Below are 14,546 nucleotides of genomic sequence, written 5' to 3'. Positions count from 1 at the left end.
GGGCGCGGACACGATCGGGGCATGACTGAGACGACGATCGCGCTGGTGACCGGCGCGAACAAGGGAATCGGGTACGAGATCGCGGCCGGCCTGGGCGCGCTGGGCTGGAGTGTCGGTGTCGGCGCCCGCGACGACCAGCGCCGGGAAGCCGCGGTGGAGAAGCTGCGGGCGGCCGGTGTCGACGCTTTCGGCGTACCGCTGGACGTGACCGACGACGCGAGCGTGACGGCCGCCGCCGAGCTGATCGAGCAGCGGGCCGGGCGCCTCGACGTCCTGGTCAACAACGCCGGGATCACCGGGGACCGCCAGCAGGAGCCGAGCAGCGTGGACCTCGCGATCATCCGGACGGTCGTGGAGACCAACGTGATCGGCGTCGTCCGGGTCACCAACGCCATGCTGCCGCTGCTGCGCCGCTCGGCCGCGCCGCGGATCGTGAACATGTCCAGCAGCGTCGGCTCGCTCACCCGGCAGTCCGGTCCGGCCGACGACCTCACGACGGGTCCGGTGGCCGTCGCCTACTCGCCGTCGAAGACGTTCCTCAACGGCGTGACCGTCCAGTACGCCCGGGAGCTGCGCGGCACCAACATCCTGATCAACGCCGCCTGCCCTGGCTTCGTGGCCACCGACCTCAACGGGTTCCGCGGGGTGCGTACCCCGGAGCAGGGTGCGGCGACCGCGATCCGGCTGGCGACGTTGCCCGACGACGGCCCGACCGGCGGATTCTTCGAGGACGCCGGGGTGGTGCCCTGGTAACCGGAGTCAGCCCGCGACGACCCGGTTGCGGCCCTGGTGCTTGGCGGCGTACAGGCGCTCGTCGGCCAGGGCCTTCGCGGCCGGCAGGTCTCCACCGGCCGGCACCACCGCGACGCCCAGGCTGATCGTCACGGACAGCCCGGGCTGCAGCAGCTCCCACGGGTAGCCGGCCACCTGCGCCCGGAGCAGCTCGCAGCGCGCCTGCGCGTCCGGCAGGCTCAGCCCGTCCAGCGCGATCAGGAACTCCTCGCCGCCGAACCGGGCGACCAGGTCGTTGTCGCGGACGTTGTCGCGCAGCACCGCGGCGATCTGCCGGAGCACCTCGTCGCCGACGAAGTGCCCGAAGCGGTCGTTGACCCCCTTGAACAGGTCGACGTCGGCGATCGCGACGCACAGCGGCCCGGCCGAGGCGGCGAGCTCCGGCAGCCGCAGCTCGGCGAAGCGCCGGTTGGGCAGGCCGGTCAGCGCGTCCTCGGACGCCTGGCGCTGCCAGCTCAGGTTGTCCGCCTCCAGCTCGGCGCTGCGGACCCGGTGCAGCTCGGCCTCGAGCCGGGCCTTCTCCGCCTCCAGCCGCGCGTTGTCGAGCTCGAAGTGGTGCACCGCCATCCGGGCCCGGGCGACGGCGACGTGGTTGTGCGCCTCCCGTTCCAGGGCGTGGAACGAGCGGTAGTGGGCCAGCGCCGGGGCCAGGTCACCGACCTGCTCGTACGCGTCCGACAGCTCCCGGTGGATCTCCATGGCCATCGGCTTCTCGCCGGCCTCGACCGCCCGCTCCAACGCCTCCAGCAGGCCCTCGACCGCCGCCGCGCACTCGCCGCGCATCAGCCGTACGTGCGCCTGGTGCTGCAACGCGGCCGACTCCAGCGACCGGTAGCCGTGGATGACGGCGATGGCCCGCGAGTCCTCGATCATCCGGGCCGCTCCGGCGAAGTCACCGGCCAGGGCCAGCAGCATCCCGTAGTTGTCCAGGCAGATCGACTCGCGGAACGGGTGGCGGGCGGCCCGGGCCAGCCCGAGCGCCTCGTCGACGTGACCGAGCGCGCCCCGCAGCGTCTGCTCGGCCCGCTCCGGCTCGCCGGCGGCCCGCAGCCGGTTGACCTCGTGGACGGCGTTGTCACCGACGTTGTTGAGGATGCAGAACCGCGCCTCGGCGTCCATGCCGTCGGCCATGGTGAGCGCGCGCATCAGATATTCGGTGCTCAGGTTGCGGTCGCCCATGCTGCCGTGCACGACGCCGGTCCGGTTGTGCACCCAGTAGAGCAGCTCGCGGTCACCGAGCCGCTGGGCGATGTCGCGGCCGCGAGCCAGCACGTCGAGCGCTTCGTCGTGCATGCCGAGGTCGTTGAGCGGCAGCGCCTCCAGGGTCAGGACTTCGCAGATGCCGGCCTCGTCACCGGTCGCCTCCAGCACCGCGACCGCTTCGCGGCAGGCGGTGACCGCGTCCTCCTGCTCACCGAGGCGCAGCAGCTGGGTGGCCAGCGAACGCAGCGCCCGGGCCTGCCCGACCGGGTCACCCGAGGCCTCGGCCAGCTTCGTGGCCTGCCGGGCCACCTCGGAGCCGCTGCGGTAGTCACCGGCGAGCCGGTACTCCTCGGCCGTGTCGAGCAGGACGGCGACCTGGACGACCGCGGGTCCGGCCGGGCGTTGCTCCACGAGACTCGTGCCGGTCATACCGCGCCTCCTCCCGGTTTCGTGGCCACGGAGACCTCATCGCCGCGCCGGGGCCCGGCTTGAGCGATTCGGTACGCCGATCTGCCGCGGCACGCCTCGGCACGTTTCCGGGATTACTGCGGATCACCGTTTTCCTACTGTGAGTGGCACGCCCGGTCCGGGCGCTCGAACAGCCAGGAGGCCGAGCATGAAGCTCCACCCCACCGCCCTTGTAGTGGCCGCCACCGTCATGGCCGGGCTCACCGGCTGCGGTGTGATCGACGGCACGGCCGCCCCGACGGCCAGCAGCATCCCCGCCGGCATGGGGTCCCCGGAGGAAGCCGCCCCGGTTTCCTCTGCCAAGAAGAAGACGCCCAAGTACAAGAGCAGCCCGAAGCACAAGAGCACCCCGACGCACGCGCCCAAGCCGCACGGCCCGCGCATCGTCTCCTTCAAGGTGGTGCAGAAGCCCAAGTGCGCGGAGGGTACGGCGGTCTTCCGCGCCGAGGCGGTCCCGCTGATCATCAAGTGGAAGATCACCGGGGCCGACTCGGCCGCGCTGTCGGTGGACGACCCGACCGGTACGCCCGGCACGTACGGCCCCGCCGAGCTGCACGGCACGCAGGAGTTCACCTTCTCCTGCAGCGGCGCGGTCGGCTCGACGGAGACCCACACGTACGCGATCTACACCGTCGGCGGCGGCGCCCAGAAGCACAAGACCCTCAAGGTCTCGGCCAAGGTGCTGGACAAGGGCATCAAGCCCTAACGGTTCGCGTACGGCTCGAAAGCCCCGCCCAGCGCCTGGCGCAGCACGGACTTCGGCCGGGCCCCCACGATGGTGTGCACGACCACGCCGTCGCGGAAGAACAGCAGCGTCGGCATGGACATGACCCGGTAGGTCCGCATCGTGACGGGATTCTCGTCCGCGTTGAGCTGCGCGATGACCACGCCGGGAAAGTCGCCGGCCAGCTCGGCCAGGGTGCGGGCGACCGGCCCGCACGGCGGGCACCACTCGGCCCAGAAGTCCACCAGCACCGGCAGTGGGTTGCCGAGCACCAGCTCGGCGAAGGTGTCGTCGGTGACCTCGGTCAGCGAATCCGCAAGCATTGCTTCTCCCGTTCCTCGATGGCCTGGGCGAGCTGCCCGCGCAACCGGTCCCGGACGCCGGCGAGCTGGTCCAGATAGGTCTCGACCTCGGCGAGCTTGCGGCGCAGTACCGCCACGGAATCGGGGCAGACGTGCCCGGCGGCGTTGCCGGCCCGCAGGCAGGCGACGAACGGCCGGATGTCGTCGAGGCCGAACCCGACGGCCAGCAACGCCCGGATCTCGTGCACGACCCGCAGTTCGGCCTCGTCGTACCGGCGGTACCCGTTCGCGTCGCGCTGCGGCTCGACCAGCCCGTGCTGCTCGTAGTAGCGCAGCGTGCGGGCGCTCGTGCCGGCCCGTTCGGCCAGCTCCCCGATCAGCATCCGACTCACCTCGTTCGTTGGTCCGCACCGCACGCTAGGCCTTGCCACCGGCGTCAAGGCAAGTGTTTGCGCATCCGGACCAGCGGTACAGAGACGCCGCCCGAGGTCTCCGTCACGTGCTCGACGACGGTGAAGCCGGCGGCCTCGTACAGCGGGCGGCCGGCGAGGGTCCCCATCAGCTCCAGGGTGGTGAAGCCCTCGGCGGCGGCCGCGGCCTCGCACCGGTCCAGGATCAGCCGCCCGACGCCGCGGCGGGTGAAGCCGGGACGGGTGTACATCGCCCGTACCTTGGCCGGCTCCCGGGCGGGATCCAGCAGGGCCGGATCCCGCCCGCCGGAGTGGTCGCCGCCGTAGAGAGTGGCCCGCCGGCTCCAGCCGCCGCAGCCGGCGAGCTGCCCGTCGGCCTCCACCACGAAGTACGTGCCGTCGTCGATGAGCTGGGTGTCGAGGCCCATGACGGCGTGGCTGGCGGCGATCTGCGCGGGATCGAGGAAACCCCGTTGCAGTTCCTCGATCGCGGCATCGATCAACGGCCGCAACTGCGGCAGATCGGCGTGTGAGGCCACCCGGCTGGTCAAGGTCATGCGGCTCAGTCTGCCCGCGAGGTCACCAGGACGGCATCATCGCGGCCGGGTAGCGGGAGCCGGCCGCGCCGTGCGGCACGATCTCCTGGATCCGGGCCAGGTCGGCCGGGGTCAGGGTGACCTCGGCGGCGGCGACGTTCTCGGCCAGGCGCTGCGGGCTGCGGGTGCCCGGGATCGGCACCACGTCGTCACCCTGGGCCAGCAGCCAGGCCAGCGCGAGCTGGGTGACCCCCACACCCTTGGCGGTGGCCAGCTCGGTGAGCGCCCGTACGGCGGCCACGTTCGCCTCGTAGTTGCCCGGCTGCCACCGGTCGTCCCAGCGCCGCATGTCGTCCTCGGCGTAGCTGTCCGCCGGCCGCACGTCCCCGGTCAGGAAGCCCCGCCCCAGCGGCGAGTACGGCACGAAGCCGATCCCCAGCTCACGCAGCACCGGCAGCACGTCGGTCTCGACGGCCCGCTCGAACAGCGAATACTCGGTCTGGAGCACGGACACGGGTTGGACGGCGTGGGCCCGCCGGATGACCTCGGGGCCGGCCTCGCTGAGCCCGAACCACCGCACCTTGCCCTCGCGGATCAGCTCGCCGACGGTGCCCGCGACGTCCTCGATCGGCACGGCCGGGTCGACCCGGTGCTGGTAGAGCACGTCGATGTGGTCCGTGCCGAGGTAGCGCAGGCTGTTCTCGGTCACCTCGCGGATGTGGGCGGGCCGGCTGTCCAGCGCGACGCCGTAGCGGGCCGGGTCGGTGAGGTCGAAACCGAACTTGGTGGCGATGACGATCTCGTCGCGGAAGCCCTGGACGGCCCGGCCCAGCAGTCGTTCACCGTCGCCCTGGCCGTACAGCTCGGCGGTGTCGAAGTGGGTGACGCCGAGCTCGTGCGCGCGGCGGATGGTCGCGATGCTGCTCTCGTCGTCCCCGGCGCCGTACGCGATGGTCATGCCCATGGTGCCCAGGCCGATGGCCGAGCTCGTCAGGCCCTGCCCGCCCAGCCTGCGGATCTCCAGCTTTGTCATGCCTCGACGCTAGGTCGGCCGGGGCCGGCCGGCATGGGCCGGCGACCGCATACTCTTGCCTGATCCGCTCACGGGAAGGACGGCCGATGCTGGACGAGCTCGCCCGCGCTGTCACCGGCCACTGCCCGGGATTCTGGGTGGAGTCCGCGGTGCCCCGGCTCTCGCTGGTGGCGGCCGACGAGGCCCCCGCCGTGGTCGACATGATGTACACACCGATGATCTGCTTCGTGGCGAGCGGCGCCAAGCGCGCCACCGCCGGTGACCACAGTGCGCTGGTCGAGGCCGGGCACATGTTCGTCAGCTCGCTGGAGTTGCCGGTCACCGCGACCTTCGAACGGCTGCCGTACCGCTCGGTGGTGCTGACGCTCGACGAGCAGGTGCTGGCGGATCTGCTGCTGGAGCTGGGGGAGGAGGCCGGGCTGCCGGAGCCGGACCCGGGCGGGGTGGTCAGCACGCCGATGGGCCCCGAACTCATCGACGCGGTGACCCGGTGGGTGCGCCTGCTGGACGCCCCGCGCGACATCGGGCCACTGGCCGGCCGGATCGAGGGCGAGATCCTGTACCGCCTGCTCGCCGGCCCGCTCGGCCCGGTGCTGCGGCAGTTCGCGCTGGCCGACTCGCACGTGACCCAGGTGCGCCGGGTCGCCGGCTGGATCCGCGAGAACCATGCGAGCCCGCTGCGGGTCGAGGCCGTGGCCGCGATGGCCACCATGAGCACGGCGACCCTGCACCGGCATTTCCGGCGCGCGACCGGGATGAGCCCGCTGCAGTACCAGAAGGTCGTCCGCCTCCAGGAGGCCCGCCGCCTGCTGGTCGCCGGCGACACGACCGCGGCGATCGTCGGCGAACGGGTCGGCTACGCCAGCGCGACCCAGTTCAACCGCGAATACCGCCGGGCGTACGGCGTCCCGCCGGCCCAGGACGCCGTCCGCCTGCGTGCGCAACTGCTGCGGACCTCGGCGCGACGTCAGGCCCCTGCGGTGACGGCGGTCCAGAACGCGTCGGCGTAGGGCTCCGGCACCGGGGAGGTCATCTCGCGCTGGGTCAGCAGCACGTTGACCCGGCCACCGGCCAGGTCGGTGTAGGCCGCGGTGCCGAGCCCGCCGGTCCAGCCGTAGCTGCCGGCGGCCGGCCCCGGCACCTCCCGGCCGGTGGCGACGGCCCCGCCGAATCCCCACCCCCACCCGTCCCAGAAGCCGGGCAGCCAGAGCGCCCCGGCCTTCTCGACCGGGGTGAGCTGATCGGTGGTGAGCTGGGCGACCGACTCCTTGGACAGCACCGCGCCGCCGCCGTCGAGCAACATCCGGCCGAAGGCCAGGCAGTCGTCGACGGTGGAGATCAGCCCGGTGGCACCGGAGACCCGCAGCGGCGGCGACCAACGGCCGGCCGGCTCGTCGCGTACCTCCAGCAGGCCGGGTCCGGCCGGTCGGTAGGTCTGGGCCAGCCGGTCGGCCGCGGTCACACCGTACGACGTGTCGGTCATGCCGAGCGGGGCGAACAGCCGTGTGCGCAGCAACGTCTCGAGGTCCTGACCTGTGGCCCGTTGCAGCAGGATCCCGAGGATCTCGCCGCCGCCGTGGTAACTCCAACCCTCGCCGGGCTGGTGCAGCATCGGCAGAGTGCCCAGGCGGGCCATCCACTCGTCCCGGGAGAACGGCTCCGGGTCCGGACCGGGCCCCAGCGCCAGCTCGGCGATCCGTTGCTGGATCGGGAACGAGCCGGGCGGGGCCATGACCACGCCGTACCCGTGCGTGTACGTCAGCACGTGCCGAACGGTGATCGGCCGGTCCTGCGGCACGACGTCGTCCAGCGCCGCGTCGAGCGACCGCAGCACGGGCCGGCCGGCCAGCTCCGGCAGCCAGCGGTCGACCGGCTCGTCCAGCCGCAGCGTGCCGTCCTCGACCAGCGTCAGGGCGACAACCGCGGCCATCGGCTTGACCAGCGAGGCGATCCGGAACAGCGTGTCGCGGGTCATCGGCGCGCCGGTCGCCAGGTCGCGGACGCCCAGGCAGACCACCTCGGCGTCGGTATCCGTACCACCGGCGCTGACGGCGACCGCACCGGCCAGCTCGCCGCTGTCCACGTGCGGCCGCAGCGCCGCCTCGATCACGTCAGGGCTCATGCCCCCTGTCTAGCCCTGGACCTCGATGCTGTCGACCCGGTCCGGGTAGAACGCGACATGGTCCTTGATCTCCTTGACCGCGTCGTGCGGCTGCTCGTAGACCCAGATCGCGTCGGTCGACCGCTCACCGCCGGCGGGAATGGAGTAGTAGCTCGCGTCGCCCTTGTAGGGGCAGTGCGTGCTGGTCTCGGTGCGCTCCAGCAGCGACCGGTCGACGTCCTCGATCGGGATGTACTGCACGGCGGGATAGGTGGACTCCTGCAACGTCAGCGCCCGCGTGGAGTCGGCGACGACCTTGCCGGCCACGGTGACGACGATCCGCGCCGGGTTCGGCGTGACCGTGATGGGGTGACTCGGTCCGGGCTGCAACACAGTCTTGGCCATGGCGATGCCTTTCCGTCTTCGTCGAAGGACTCGCCATGGTGCAAGTCGTCGCGGCCCGGATTATTCCGCCGTACGGCTCAGAAGTCGCCGGCGGTGTTGCACTTGGCCCGCTGGACCACGCAGTTCTTCACCCGGTGGCCGAGAGCGTCGTTGTCCCAGGCGAGGAACGCGTCGCCGTGCATCGAGGAGGCCATCTTCGAGGCCAGCTCGAAACCGTCGGCCGTGCCGCTGGTCGGGTACGCGATCAGGAACGAGATGGACGGGATCGCCACCGGGAAGTTCCCGCTGCACCGGCCGTCATAGGTGTACGCCACGTGCGCCTTGTGGGTCGGGCTGTCCAGGTGCACGCCGTCCCAGCAGTCCGGGAACACCAGCTGGAACATCAGCGTCGCGCCCGGCGCGCAGAGCGGCCAGTTGCCGTCCGCGCTCCGGCCGATCTCGCCGCCCGCACCCGCGCAGTAGAACTGGTTGACCGAGCCCGCCGGGGTCGGAGCCTGCAACCGGGCGTCGCCGGCGATCATCCGGAAGCCCTGCGGGAACGGCACCGTGGCGGCCGGGTCGCTCAGCCGGGAGCCGTAGTAGACCACCACGTCCTTGGGCTCGACCACGCGGCCGCGCTCGTACAGGGTCGGGATCCAGTACGCCGAGAGGTCCTCGGCCGGCTTGCAGCTGGTGCCCGCGTTGCGCAGCAGGGTGGCGGTCGTGGTGTTCGCGTCGGTGCTGCGGTTGCCGATGAAACTGTGCATGTGCGAGGCGCCGGCCATCCCCGGGAAGACGATCGGGTCGTCCGGCTTCGAGTGGCTGTACAGGCAGGACGCGTTGAACTCGGGCACCCGTACGGAGTTGGCCGGCACCGGGCGTGGCGCCATGGCCCGGAACGCGGCGAGCTGCGCCGTCCAGGCCGCCTGGTCCATCGTCACCCAGCCGGCATCGCTCTGCGCGCCGTCGCCGAACGAGAACCAGTTGACGTTGACGAAGTCGCCGCCCGCGGTGTTGCGCAGGACGGCGTACACGGTCTGCGGGCCGGTCGGGTGGGTGGACGCCGTGGTGGTCAGGGTCGTCCAGTTCTGCCAGCCGCCGGTCGCGGTGATCGCGAAGCGGGCGAGCAGCGGGCCGGTGGCCGAGCCGGTGTGCAGCTCGATGCTGCCCGAGCCGGTGGCCGACGAGACGCGGGCCGCGACGCTCAGCGTGCCCGCCGGGCCCAGGTCCACCCCGTCGTAGCGCATCCAGTCGCCGTCGGCCAGGTAGGACGCGTTCTGGCCACCGCCGGCGTCGGCGGTGGCTTCCAGCTGCACGCCGGACTGGGCGGCGAAGGCCTCAGCCTGCACCACGGTGGTGGCCGCGGTGGCGGTGCCCGCCGCCGTGACGGCGAGGGTTCCGGTGAGCAGGGCGGTCAGGGCGGCCCCCAGCAGGGCGCGGCGCTTCCTTGATCGGTCCATGGGCATCCTTCGGGTCGGTGCCGCCGGCTGCCCGAGGGGGATCGGCAGATCGACGGCGGTCGTTCGGGTGTCCGAAGTATCCCGTCGGGAAGCGCTTCCCGATAGTTTCCGCAGCCAGTGTGGGCACGATGTGCGGAAAGTCGACCTATCGCCGGGAAGCGTTTACTTGCCCCGGCTCCGATGTCAGGGCAGCAGGTCGTCCAGAACCGGAGGCTTGGTGAAGATGCCGTCCGCGCGGCCGAGCGTGGCCAGCCGCTCCAGCGAGGGCCGGTTGATGTCGTTGGGCCAGCTCGGCAGGATCATCGCGGTCCGGACCACATCGTTGATCTTCGTGTACGTGCCGACCGTCGCCCGGATCTCCTCGGGGTGACCCGCGGCGTACTGCAGCGACTCGTTGACCGCTGCGGTGAAGTTCTTCACCAGCTCGGGGTCCTTGTCGATGACCGAGGTCCCGGTGAAGTACATCGCCACCGTCAGATCCGGGGCAGTGTCGACGTAGTTCGAGGCGACGACCTGGCCGCCCTGGGTCAGCACCTCGGAAAGCTGCGGCTCGACCACCCACGCCGCGTCGACCTGCTGGTTCTGCAACGCGGCGGGCATCTCCGAGAACGGCATCGCCTGGAACTGGATGGTGGCCGGGTTGCCCTTGTCCTGGCGTACCGACTGCCGCACCGTGGTGTCGCCCAGATTCTTCAGAGTGTTGACCGCGACCCGCTTGCCGGCGAGATCCTTCGCCGAACGGATCGGGCTGCCGCCGGCCACCACGACCGCCGAGAAGTCCCGCCCCGGACGCCCGGTCGAGGCGACCCCGTTGGCCACCGCCTTGAGCGGCGCGCCGTCGGTCTTCGCCGCCATCAGCGAGGTCACGTTGCTGAAGCCGAACTGGTATTTGCCCGCCAGCACACCCTTGACGATCGGCGCGCCACCCTGCTCCGGCACCAGCGTCAGATCGATGCCCCGCCCGCTGAAGAAGCCCTTCTGCTTACCCAGGTAGATCGGCGCGACGTCGACGATGGGGATGACACCGACACTGACCTTGGTGCCGACGCCGGCCTTGTCCGACTTCTCGTCGTCCGAGCTGCAGGCCGCCGCGGCGAACAGGGTCGCTGTGAGAGCGACAGCGGCGAGGATCCGGCGCATGGTGAGTCTCCTGGAGGTATGCGGGCGCGGGTGGGCCCGGGAGACCGTACCTCGCAGGATGCGCCCGCGGGGCGGCCGGAACGGTCAAAGGTCGGCACCGACCCGGTCGATGGCCCGCTCCGGCGAACCGCCGGTCCTTCGGTCAGCAGAACCGGGGCAGATGGTGGGCCAGCTGGGCGCGCCACGACGGCCAGTCATGCGGTACGTCGGGACCCCAGAGGTCAAGCTCGTGCCGCAGCCCCTGAGCGGCCAGCAACTGCGCCATCCGCTGAGTGGACCCGAGGGCGCCGGTGGTGTCCTCCCACTGGCCCTGCCCGCACACCAGCAGCGCCGACACCCGCGACCGCAGCCACTCCAGGTGCTCACCGTGCAGATGGGCGACGTAGTCGATGGGACTGTTGAAATAGACGGCGTCGCCGCGTTCGCCCCAGCTGCGCCAGGCGGCCGGCTCGTAATTGCCGGAGAAGCACAGGGCGAGCGGGAACAGATCGGCCCGCTTCAGGGCGAAATTCAAGGCATGGAACGCGCCCATCGAACACCCGGCCGTGGCGATCTCGACGGCGTCCCCGGAATCGGCCCGCACGTGCGGCACCACAGCATCGACAACCCACGACTCGTACGAGGCATGCCGGCGAGCCCGCTCCTCCAGGGGCAGGTAGTCGGCAGACCAGGTGGCGGCGTCGAAGGAATCAACACAGTAAAGCTTGACCCGGCCGGCATCGATGAGATCACCGACCGCGGCGACCATCCCGTTGTCCGCGAACTCGTACGCCTGACCCAGCTCGGTGGGGAAAACCAGGACGGGCCGCCCGAAATGCCCGTAGACAGCGACGGTGCCGGAGGCGCTGCTCGTCGGGGAGTCGAGTTTCACGGAGTAGTGGCGCACCCCGCCGATGTTCCCTGGTGGACGTGTGGTCACACCCCCGGGTACCCCGCCCGTGTCGGCTGTCACGTAGGCATCCAGCCGAGGTGTCGGTAGGGTGGCCTTAAAGCGCTTTAAGAAGCTCCCTTCAGGTAGACGAGGAACGTGCCATGCAGCTTGCTGCCAAGATCCGCGCTGATGTGTCCCGGTGGCGGGTGGAGCGGTCGGCCCGCCGGCGGCTCAGTGCTGAGCTTGCCGCTTTCAGTAGTGCGGCCGATCGGGTTGAGTTGGAGCAGGTGCTTGACCGGCACAGCAGTGCGGAGGCTCGCGAGGTGCGGGGGATCCTGCTCCGGCAGGATGCTGTGCGCTTCTGACGGCTCTCGGCGGCGTCGCGTCGTTAGGCTGTCGCCGTGACGGGCCCTGACGACGGCGATCGAGGCGTTGACCCACCAGCGCCTGATCTGCTGGTCGGCACCCCCGAGCGCGAATCCGCGCAGGAGGCGCTGGAAGCGCACCTGATGGAGAAGCGGCTCGATCCGGGTGACTACGAGCAGCGGGTGGAAGCTGCGAAACTCGCGCGTACCCGGTCGCAGCTGCTGCGGCTCTTCGCCGATCTTCCGGTGCCTCATCCGGAGCTGCCCACCGCGGCGGGGCCGGTGACTCACCAGGATGACGAGACGCCGCCGCCGATTTTCCTCGCCGGCTGCCTGATGCTTGCTCTGGGTCTGCCGGTCGCGGTGGTGCTGGGCTTCGCGTACGGGATCTGGTGGGTGCTCGCCGTCCCCGTCGTGGCGACTGTGGCCATGGCCTACATCGAGCATCTCCGCACTGCCGGCCGAAAGCCGGTATCAGGCGACTCTCCCGAGTGTGCTTGAGCGGACAGGTGCGCGCCCAGATCACTACCCTCGGGTCATGGAGGTGGCAGATCCGGGCGACGTGCATCCCGGCTCGGCAAGCATTCGCACGGCGGGCCGGCCGTTGGCCTGCATCAACGATGCTCTCGACGATCCGCGGATGCGGCAGGACCTGCGCCCGCGCTCACTGCTGCGCCTGCGGGACCTCTAGCGCCGGCCGGTCAGGCCGGCCGGGCCGCCCCGTCCGATGGCGGCACGCCGAGCTCGATCACGGCCGGCCCGGCCGCCCCCTGCGCCGCCCGCCGCGGCGCCCGGGTCCGGGTCCGGGTCCGGATGATGATCAGCAGCGAGAGGCCGGCCAGCCCGAGATTCCCGACCACAGCCACCGCGAACACCGCCCAAGCCGCGGTGGTGAACTCGATATCACCGATGCCCGCAGCGAACACGATCGGCGTCAGATACAGAATCACGTCCAGAATGAACAGTCCGCACAGCAGCCGTACCGGCCATCGGAAGCGGGCGGGGTCACTTTGCAGCGCGAGCCCTCCGAGGATCGCGGCCACCACGGCCGCGACCGTCACCACCGCCTGCACGAAGAGCGCCTCGCGGCGGGCCATGTATTCGCCGGCGACCGTGTCCACGATGCCCAGCACCGGCCCGAGCGTGAATGAGCTGAGCACCCACGTCGCCCCGCGGAGCAGTACCCCGACTATCGCCCCGGCGTAGAGCATGGCTGCTGTGCCGGGCTCGGTGCCGTCGTGCTGCCCCGCGTCCATGCGGGCAAGCTAGCATCCGCTGCCCAGCGCCAGCTCAGATGCGACGGCGGGGGTCGTCCGTGTGCAGCGTGTCGGTGGTCGGTGCTCCCGCCGGCTCGTAGGTGTGGATCGCCAGGCCGCTCGGTGTTGTCTGGTGGTGGGTCAGGCGCAGGCCGGCCGGCGTACCGCCGTCGGGGAACAGGCGGCGACCTGTGCCGACCACCACCGGGGCGATGATCAGCCGGAGCTCGTCGATCAGGCCGGCCGCCAGCAGGGACTGCGCCAGCCGGGAGCTGCCGTGGATCTGGAGTTCGCGGCCGGGCTGCTGCTTGAGCTCGGCGACCTGGGCCGCGACGTCGCCGGACAGTACGGTGGTCGGCGCCCAGTCGCCTGCACGCAGCGTTCGCGAGGCGACGTACTTCGGCCGGCTGTTGAGCTGGCGGGCGACCTCGTCGTCCGGGTCGGTGGCTTTCGGCCAGTCCCGGGCGAAAGCCTCGTACGTCCGCCGGCCCAGCAGGAAGCCGTCCGCCTCCCGGATCCACTCGGTGACCAGCCGCAGGAACGTCTCGTCCAGGTGCGGCACGAACCAGCCGCCGCTGGTGAAGCCGTCGGCGGTGTCCTCGTCGGGCCCGCCCGGACCTTGGCTCACGCCGTCCAGGGACAGGAACTGCATCAGGCTCAATCTCATGAGGTAACGTACTACCACATGGTTGTAGATGAGGTCGAGCCGCGGGCGTTGGATGCCGTGTTCCATGCGCTCGCCGACAGCACGCGGCGGGACATCGTGGTGCGCACGTTGCGTGACGAGTATTCGGTGTCGGCGCTGTCCCGGCTCTATCCGATGACCTTCGCCGCCGTGCAGAAGCACGTCGCCGTGCTGGAACGCGCCGCCCTGGTCACCAAGCGCCGCAGCGGCCGCGAGCAGCTCGTCACCGGCAACGTCGACACCGTACGCCGCGCCGCCCGGCTGCTCGATCAGCTCGAGCTGGTCTGGCGGGACCGGATGGACCGTTTCGGCGACGTCCTCGCCGAGGACCCGAACCCCGGAGCTCCCGCATGACCGTGACCAGCGTCCACAAAGATCCGCAGACCCGCACGATGACCCTCACCGCCGAGTTCACCGCGAGCGCCGCGGGGGTCTGGCAGCTCTGGGCGGATCCGCGCCGGCTGGAACGGTGGTGGGGGCCGCCGACGCACCCGGCCACCGTGGTCGAGCATGACCTGCGCGCGGGCGGCAAGGTCGGCTACTTCGTGACCGGTCCCGACGGCGAACGGCGGTCGGGCTGGTGGCGGGTGCTGGCCGTGACTCCGCCGGACGGCCTGGAGTTCGAGATGGGGGACCCGGACATCCCGCCGCTGCTCGTCCGCGTCCGCATCGAGGAGCAGCCGGCCGGCCGCACCCGGATGGTGATCGTCACGACGTTCCCGTCCGCTGACGCGATGGACCAGCTCATCGGCATGGGCTTCGAGCAGGGCCTGTCCACCGCGGTCAGCCAGATCGACGCCGTCCTGACCTGAGAAG

The 14,546-nt window shown here is 71.1% G+C and carries 20 protein-coding genes; 8 read left to right on the top strand and 12 right to left on the bottom strand.

The features are described 5' to 3' along the window. The first annotated feature begins 21 nt into the window (after nt 1–21). On the top strand, nt 22–753 hold the full coding sequence (locus ACQP2Y_RS38145) for an SDR family oxidoreductase (RefSeq protein WP_433721166.1): 732 nt from the start codon (nt 22–24) through the stop codon (nt 751–753). 6 nt (nt 754–759) lie between these two features. Here ACQP2Y_RS38145 and ACQP2Y_RS38140 read toward each other — a convergent pair whose 3' ends face one another. Continuing rightward, complete coding sequence (locus ACQP2Y_RS38140) at nt 760–2,424, bottom strand: diguanylate cyclase (RefSeq protein WP_433721164.1); 1,665 nt, start codon at nt 2,422–2,424, stop codon at nt 760–762. A gap of 187 nt (nt 2,425–2,611) precedes the next feature. On the opposite strand from ACQP2Y_RS38140, the gene ACQP2Y_RS38135 reads away from it, so the two are divergent. Then, complete coding sequence (locus tag ACQP2Y_RS38135; protein ID WP_433721162.1) at nt 2,612–3,169, top strand: hypothetical protein; 558 nt, start codon at nt 2,612–2,614, stop codon at nt 3,167–3,169. On the opposite strand, the gene ACQP2Y_RS38130 is transcribed toward ACQP2Y_RS38135, so the two are convergent. The 4 genes from ACQP2Y_RS38130 to ACQP2Y_RS38115 are packed head-to-tail and all read right to left on the bottom strand — an operon-like array spanning nt 3,166 to nt 5,468. Beyond that, entirely contained in the window at nt 3,166–3,510 is a 345-nt protein-coding gene (locus ACQP2Y_RS38130; RefSeq protein ID WP_433721160.1) for a thioredoxin family protein, read from the bottom strand. The genes ACQP2Y_RS38135 and ACQP2Y_RS38130 overlap by 4 nt on opposite strands. Beyond that, nucleotides 3,492–3,872, bottom strand: a complete 381-nt coding sequence (locus ACQP2Y_RS38125; RefSeq protein ID WP_360821441.1) for a MerR family transcriptional regulator — start codon at nt 3,870–3,872, stop codon at nt 3,492–3,494. Before ACQP2Y_RS38125 ends, ACQP2Y_RS38130 begins: the two co-directional genes overlap by 19 nt. Nucleotides 3,873–3,925: 53 nt before the next feature. Further along, entirely contained in the window at nt 3,926–4,456 is a 531-nt protein-coding gene (locus tag ACQP2Y_RS38120; RefSeq protein ID WP_433721159.1) for a GNAT family N-acetyltransferase, read from the bottom strand. Nucleotides 4,457–4,478: 22 nt separating this feature from the next. Continuing rightward, on the bottom strand, nt 4,479–5,468 hold the full coding sequence (locus ACQP2Y_RS38115) for an aldo/keto reductase (protein ID WP_433721158.1): 990 nt from the start codon (nt 5,466–5,468) through the stop codon (nt 4,479–4,481). Between the two features lie 86 nt (nt 5,469–5,554). On the opposite strand from ACQP2Y_RS38115, the gene ACQP2Y_RS38110 reads away from it, so the two are divergent. Beyond that, on the top strand, nt 5,555–6,478 hold the full coding sequence (locus ACQP2Y_RS38110; RefSeq protein ID WP_433721157.1) for an AraC family transcriptional regulator: 924 nt from the start codon (nt 5,555–5,557) through the stop codon (nt 6,476–6,478). On the opposite strand, the gene ACQP2Y_RS38105 is transcribed toward ACQP2Y_RS38110, so the two are convergent. From ACQP2Y_RS38105 to ACQP2Y_RS38085, 5 genes are all read right to left on the bottom strand, one after another. After that, entirely contained in the window at nt 6,436–7,590 is a 1,155-nt protein-coding gene (locus ACQP2Y_RS38105) for a serine hydrolase domain-containing protein (protein ID WP_433721156.1), read from the bottom strand. The genes ACQP2Y_RS38110 and ACQP2Y_RS38105 overlap by 43 nt on opposite strands. A 9-nt stretch (nt 7,591–7,599) precedes the next feature. Continuing rightward, on the bottom strand, nt 7,600–7,974 hold the full coding sequence (locus tag ACQP2Y_RS38100) for a DUF427 domain-containing protein (RefSeq protein WP_433721155.1): 375 nt from the start codon (nt 7,972–7,974) through the stop codon (nt 7,600–7,602). A 77-nt stretch (nt 7,975–8,051) separates the two neighbouring features. Further along, complete coding sequence (locus ACQP2Y_RS38095; protein ID WP_433721153.1) at nt 8,052–9,413, bottom strand: DUF1996 domain-containing protein; 1,362 nt, start codon at nt 9,411–9,413, stop codon at nt 8,052–8,054. Nucleotides 9,414–9,596: 183 nt separating this feature from the next. After that, complete coding sequence (locus ACQP2Y_RS38090; RefSeq protein WP_433721151.1) at nt 9,597–10,553, bottom strand: ABC transporter substrate-binding protein; 957 nt, start codon at nt 10,551–10,553, stop codon at nt 9,597–9,599. A gap of 142 nt (nt 10,554–10,695) precedes the next feature. Beyond that, entirely contained in the window at nt 10,696–11,439 is a 744-nt protein-coding gene (locus ACQP2Y_RS38085; protein WP_433721150.1) for an esterase family protein, read from the bottom strand. Nucleotides 11,440–11,585: 146 nt separating this feature from the next. On the opposite strand from ACQP2Y_RS38085, the gene ACQP2Y_RS38080 reads away from it, so the two are divergent. From ACQP2Y_RS38080 to ACQP2Y_RS38070, 3 genes are read left to right on the top strand one after another with little or no spacing between them, the layout of a single operon-like run. Further along, a complete protein-coding gene (locus ACQP2Y_RS38080) occupies nt 11,586–11,789 on the top strand; it encodes a hypothetical protein (protein ID WP_433721148.1) in 204 nt (67 codons plus the stop codon). Between the two features lie 36 nt (nt 11,790–11,825). Continuing rightward, nucleotides 11,826–12,290: a DUF1707 SHOCT-like domain-containing protein gene (locus ACQP2Y_RS38075; protein WP_433721146.1), complete on the top strand. Its 465-nt coding sequence runs from the start codon at nt 11,826–11,828 to the stop codon at nt 12,288–12,290. Nucleotides 12,291–12,327: 37 nt separating this feature from the next. Beyond that, complete coding sequence (locus tag ACQP2Y_RS38070; RefSeq protein WP_433721144.1) at nt 12,328–12,480, top strand: hypothetical protein; 153 nt, start codon at nt 12,328–12,330, stop codon at nt 12,478–12,480. A 10-nt stretch (nt 12,481–12,490) separates the two neighbouring features. Here ACQP2Y_RS38070 and ACQP2Y_RS38065 read toward each other — a convergent pair whose 3' ends face one another. Beyond that, a complete protein-coding gene (locus ACQP2Y_RS38065) occupies nt 12,491–13,045 on the bottom strand; it encodes a hypothetical protein (RefSeq protein ID WP_433721143.1) in 555 nt (184 codons plus the stop codon). 34 nt (nt 13,046–13,079) lie between these two features. Then, nucleotides 13,080–13,712, bottom strand: coding sequence for a dihydrofolate reductase family protein (locus ACQP2Y_RS38060; protein WP_433721141.1), 633 nt, complete (start codon nt 13,710–13,712; stop codon nt 13,080–13,082). A gap of 18 nt (nt 13,713–13,730) precedes the next feature. Between ACQP2Y_RS38060 and ACQP2Y_RS38055 the strand changes: the two genes are divergently transcribed. Continuing rightward, nucleotides 13,731–14,084: an ArsR/SmtB family transcription factor gene (locus ACQP2Y_RS38055; protein WP_433721139.1), complete on the top strand. Its 354-nt coding sequence runs from the start codon at nt 13,731–13,733 to the stop codon at nt 14,082–14,084. Further along, nucleotides 14,081–14,542, top strand: coding sequence for an SRPBCC family protein (locus ACQP2Y_RS38050; protein WP_433721137.1), 462 nt, complete (start codon nt 14,081–14,083; stop codon nt 14,540–14,542). Before ACQP2Y_RS38055 ends, ACQP2Y_RS38050 begins: the two co-directional genes overlap by 4 nt. The last annotated feature ends 4 nt before the right edge of the window (nt 14,543–14,546 follow it).

The organism is Actinoplanes sp. CA-051413 (assembly GCF_050955795.1).
In the GTDB taxonomy this organism is placed as follows: Bacteria; Actinomycetota; Actinomycetes; order Mycobacteriales; family Micromonosporaceae; genus Actinoplanes.
This window is presented reverse-complemented; position numbering and strand designations above follow the sequence as displayed.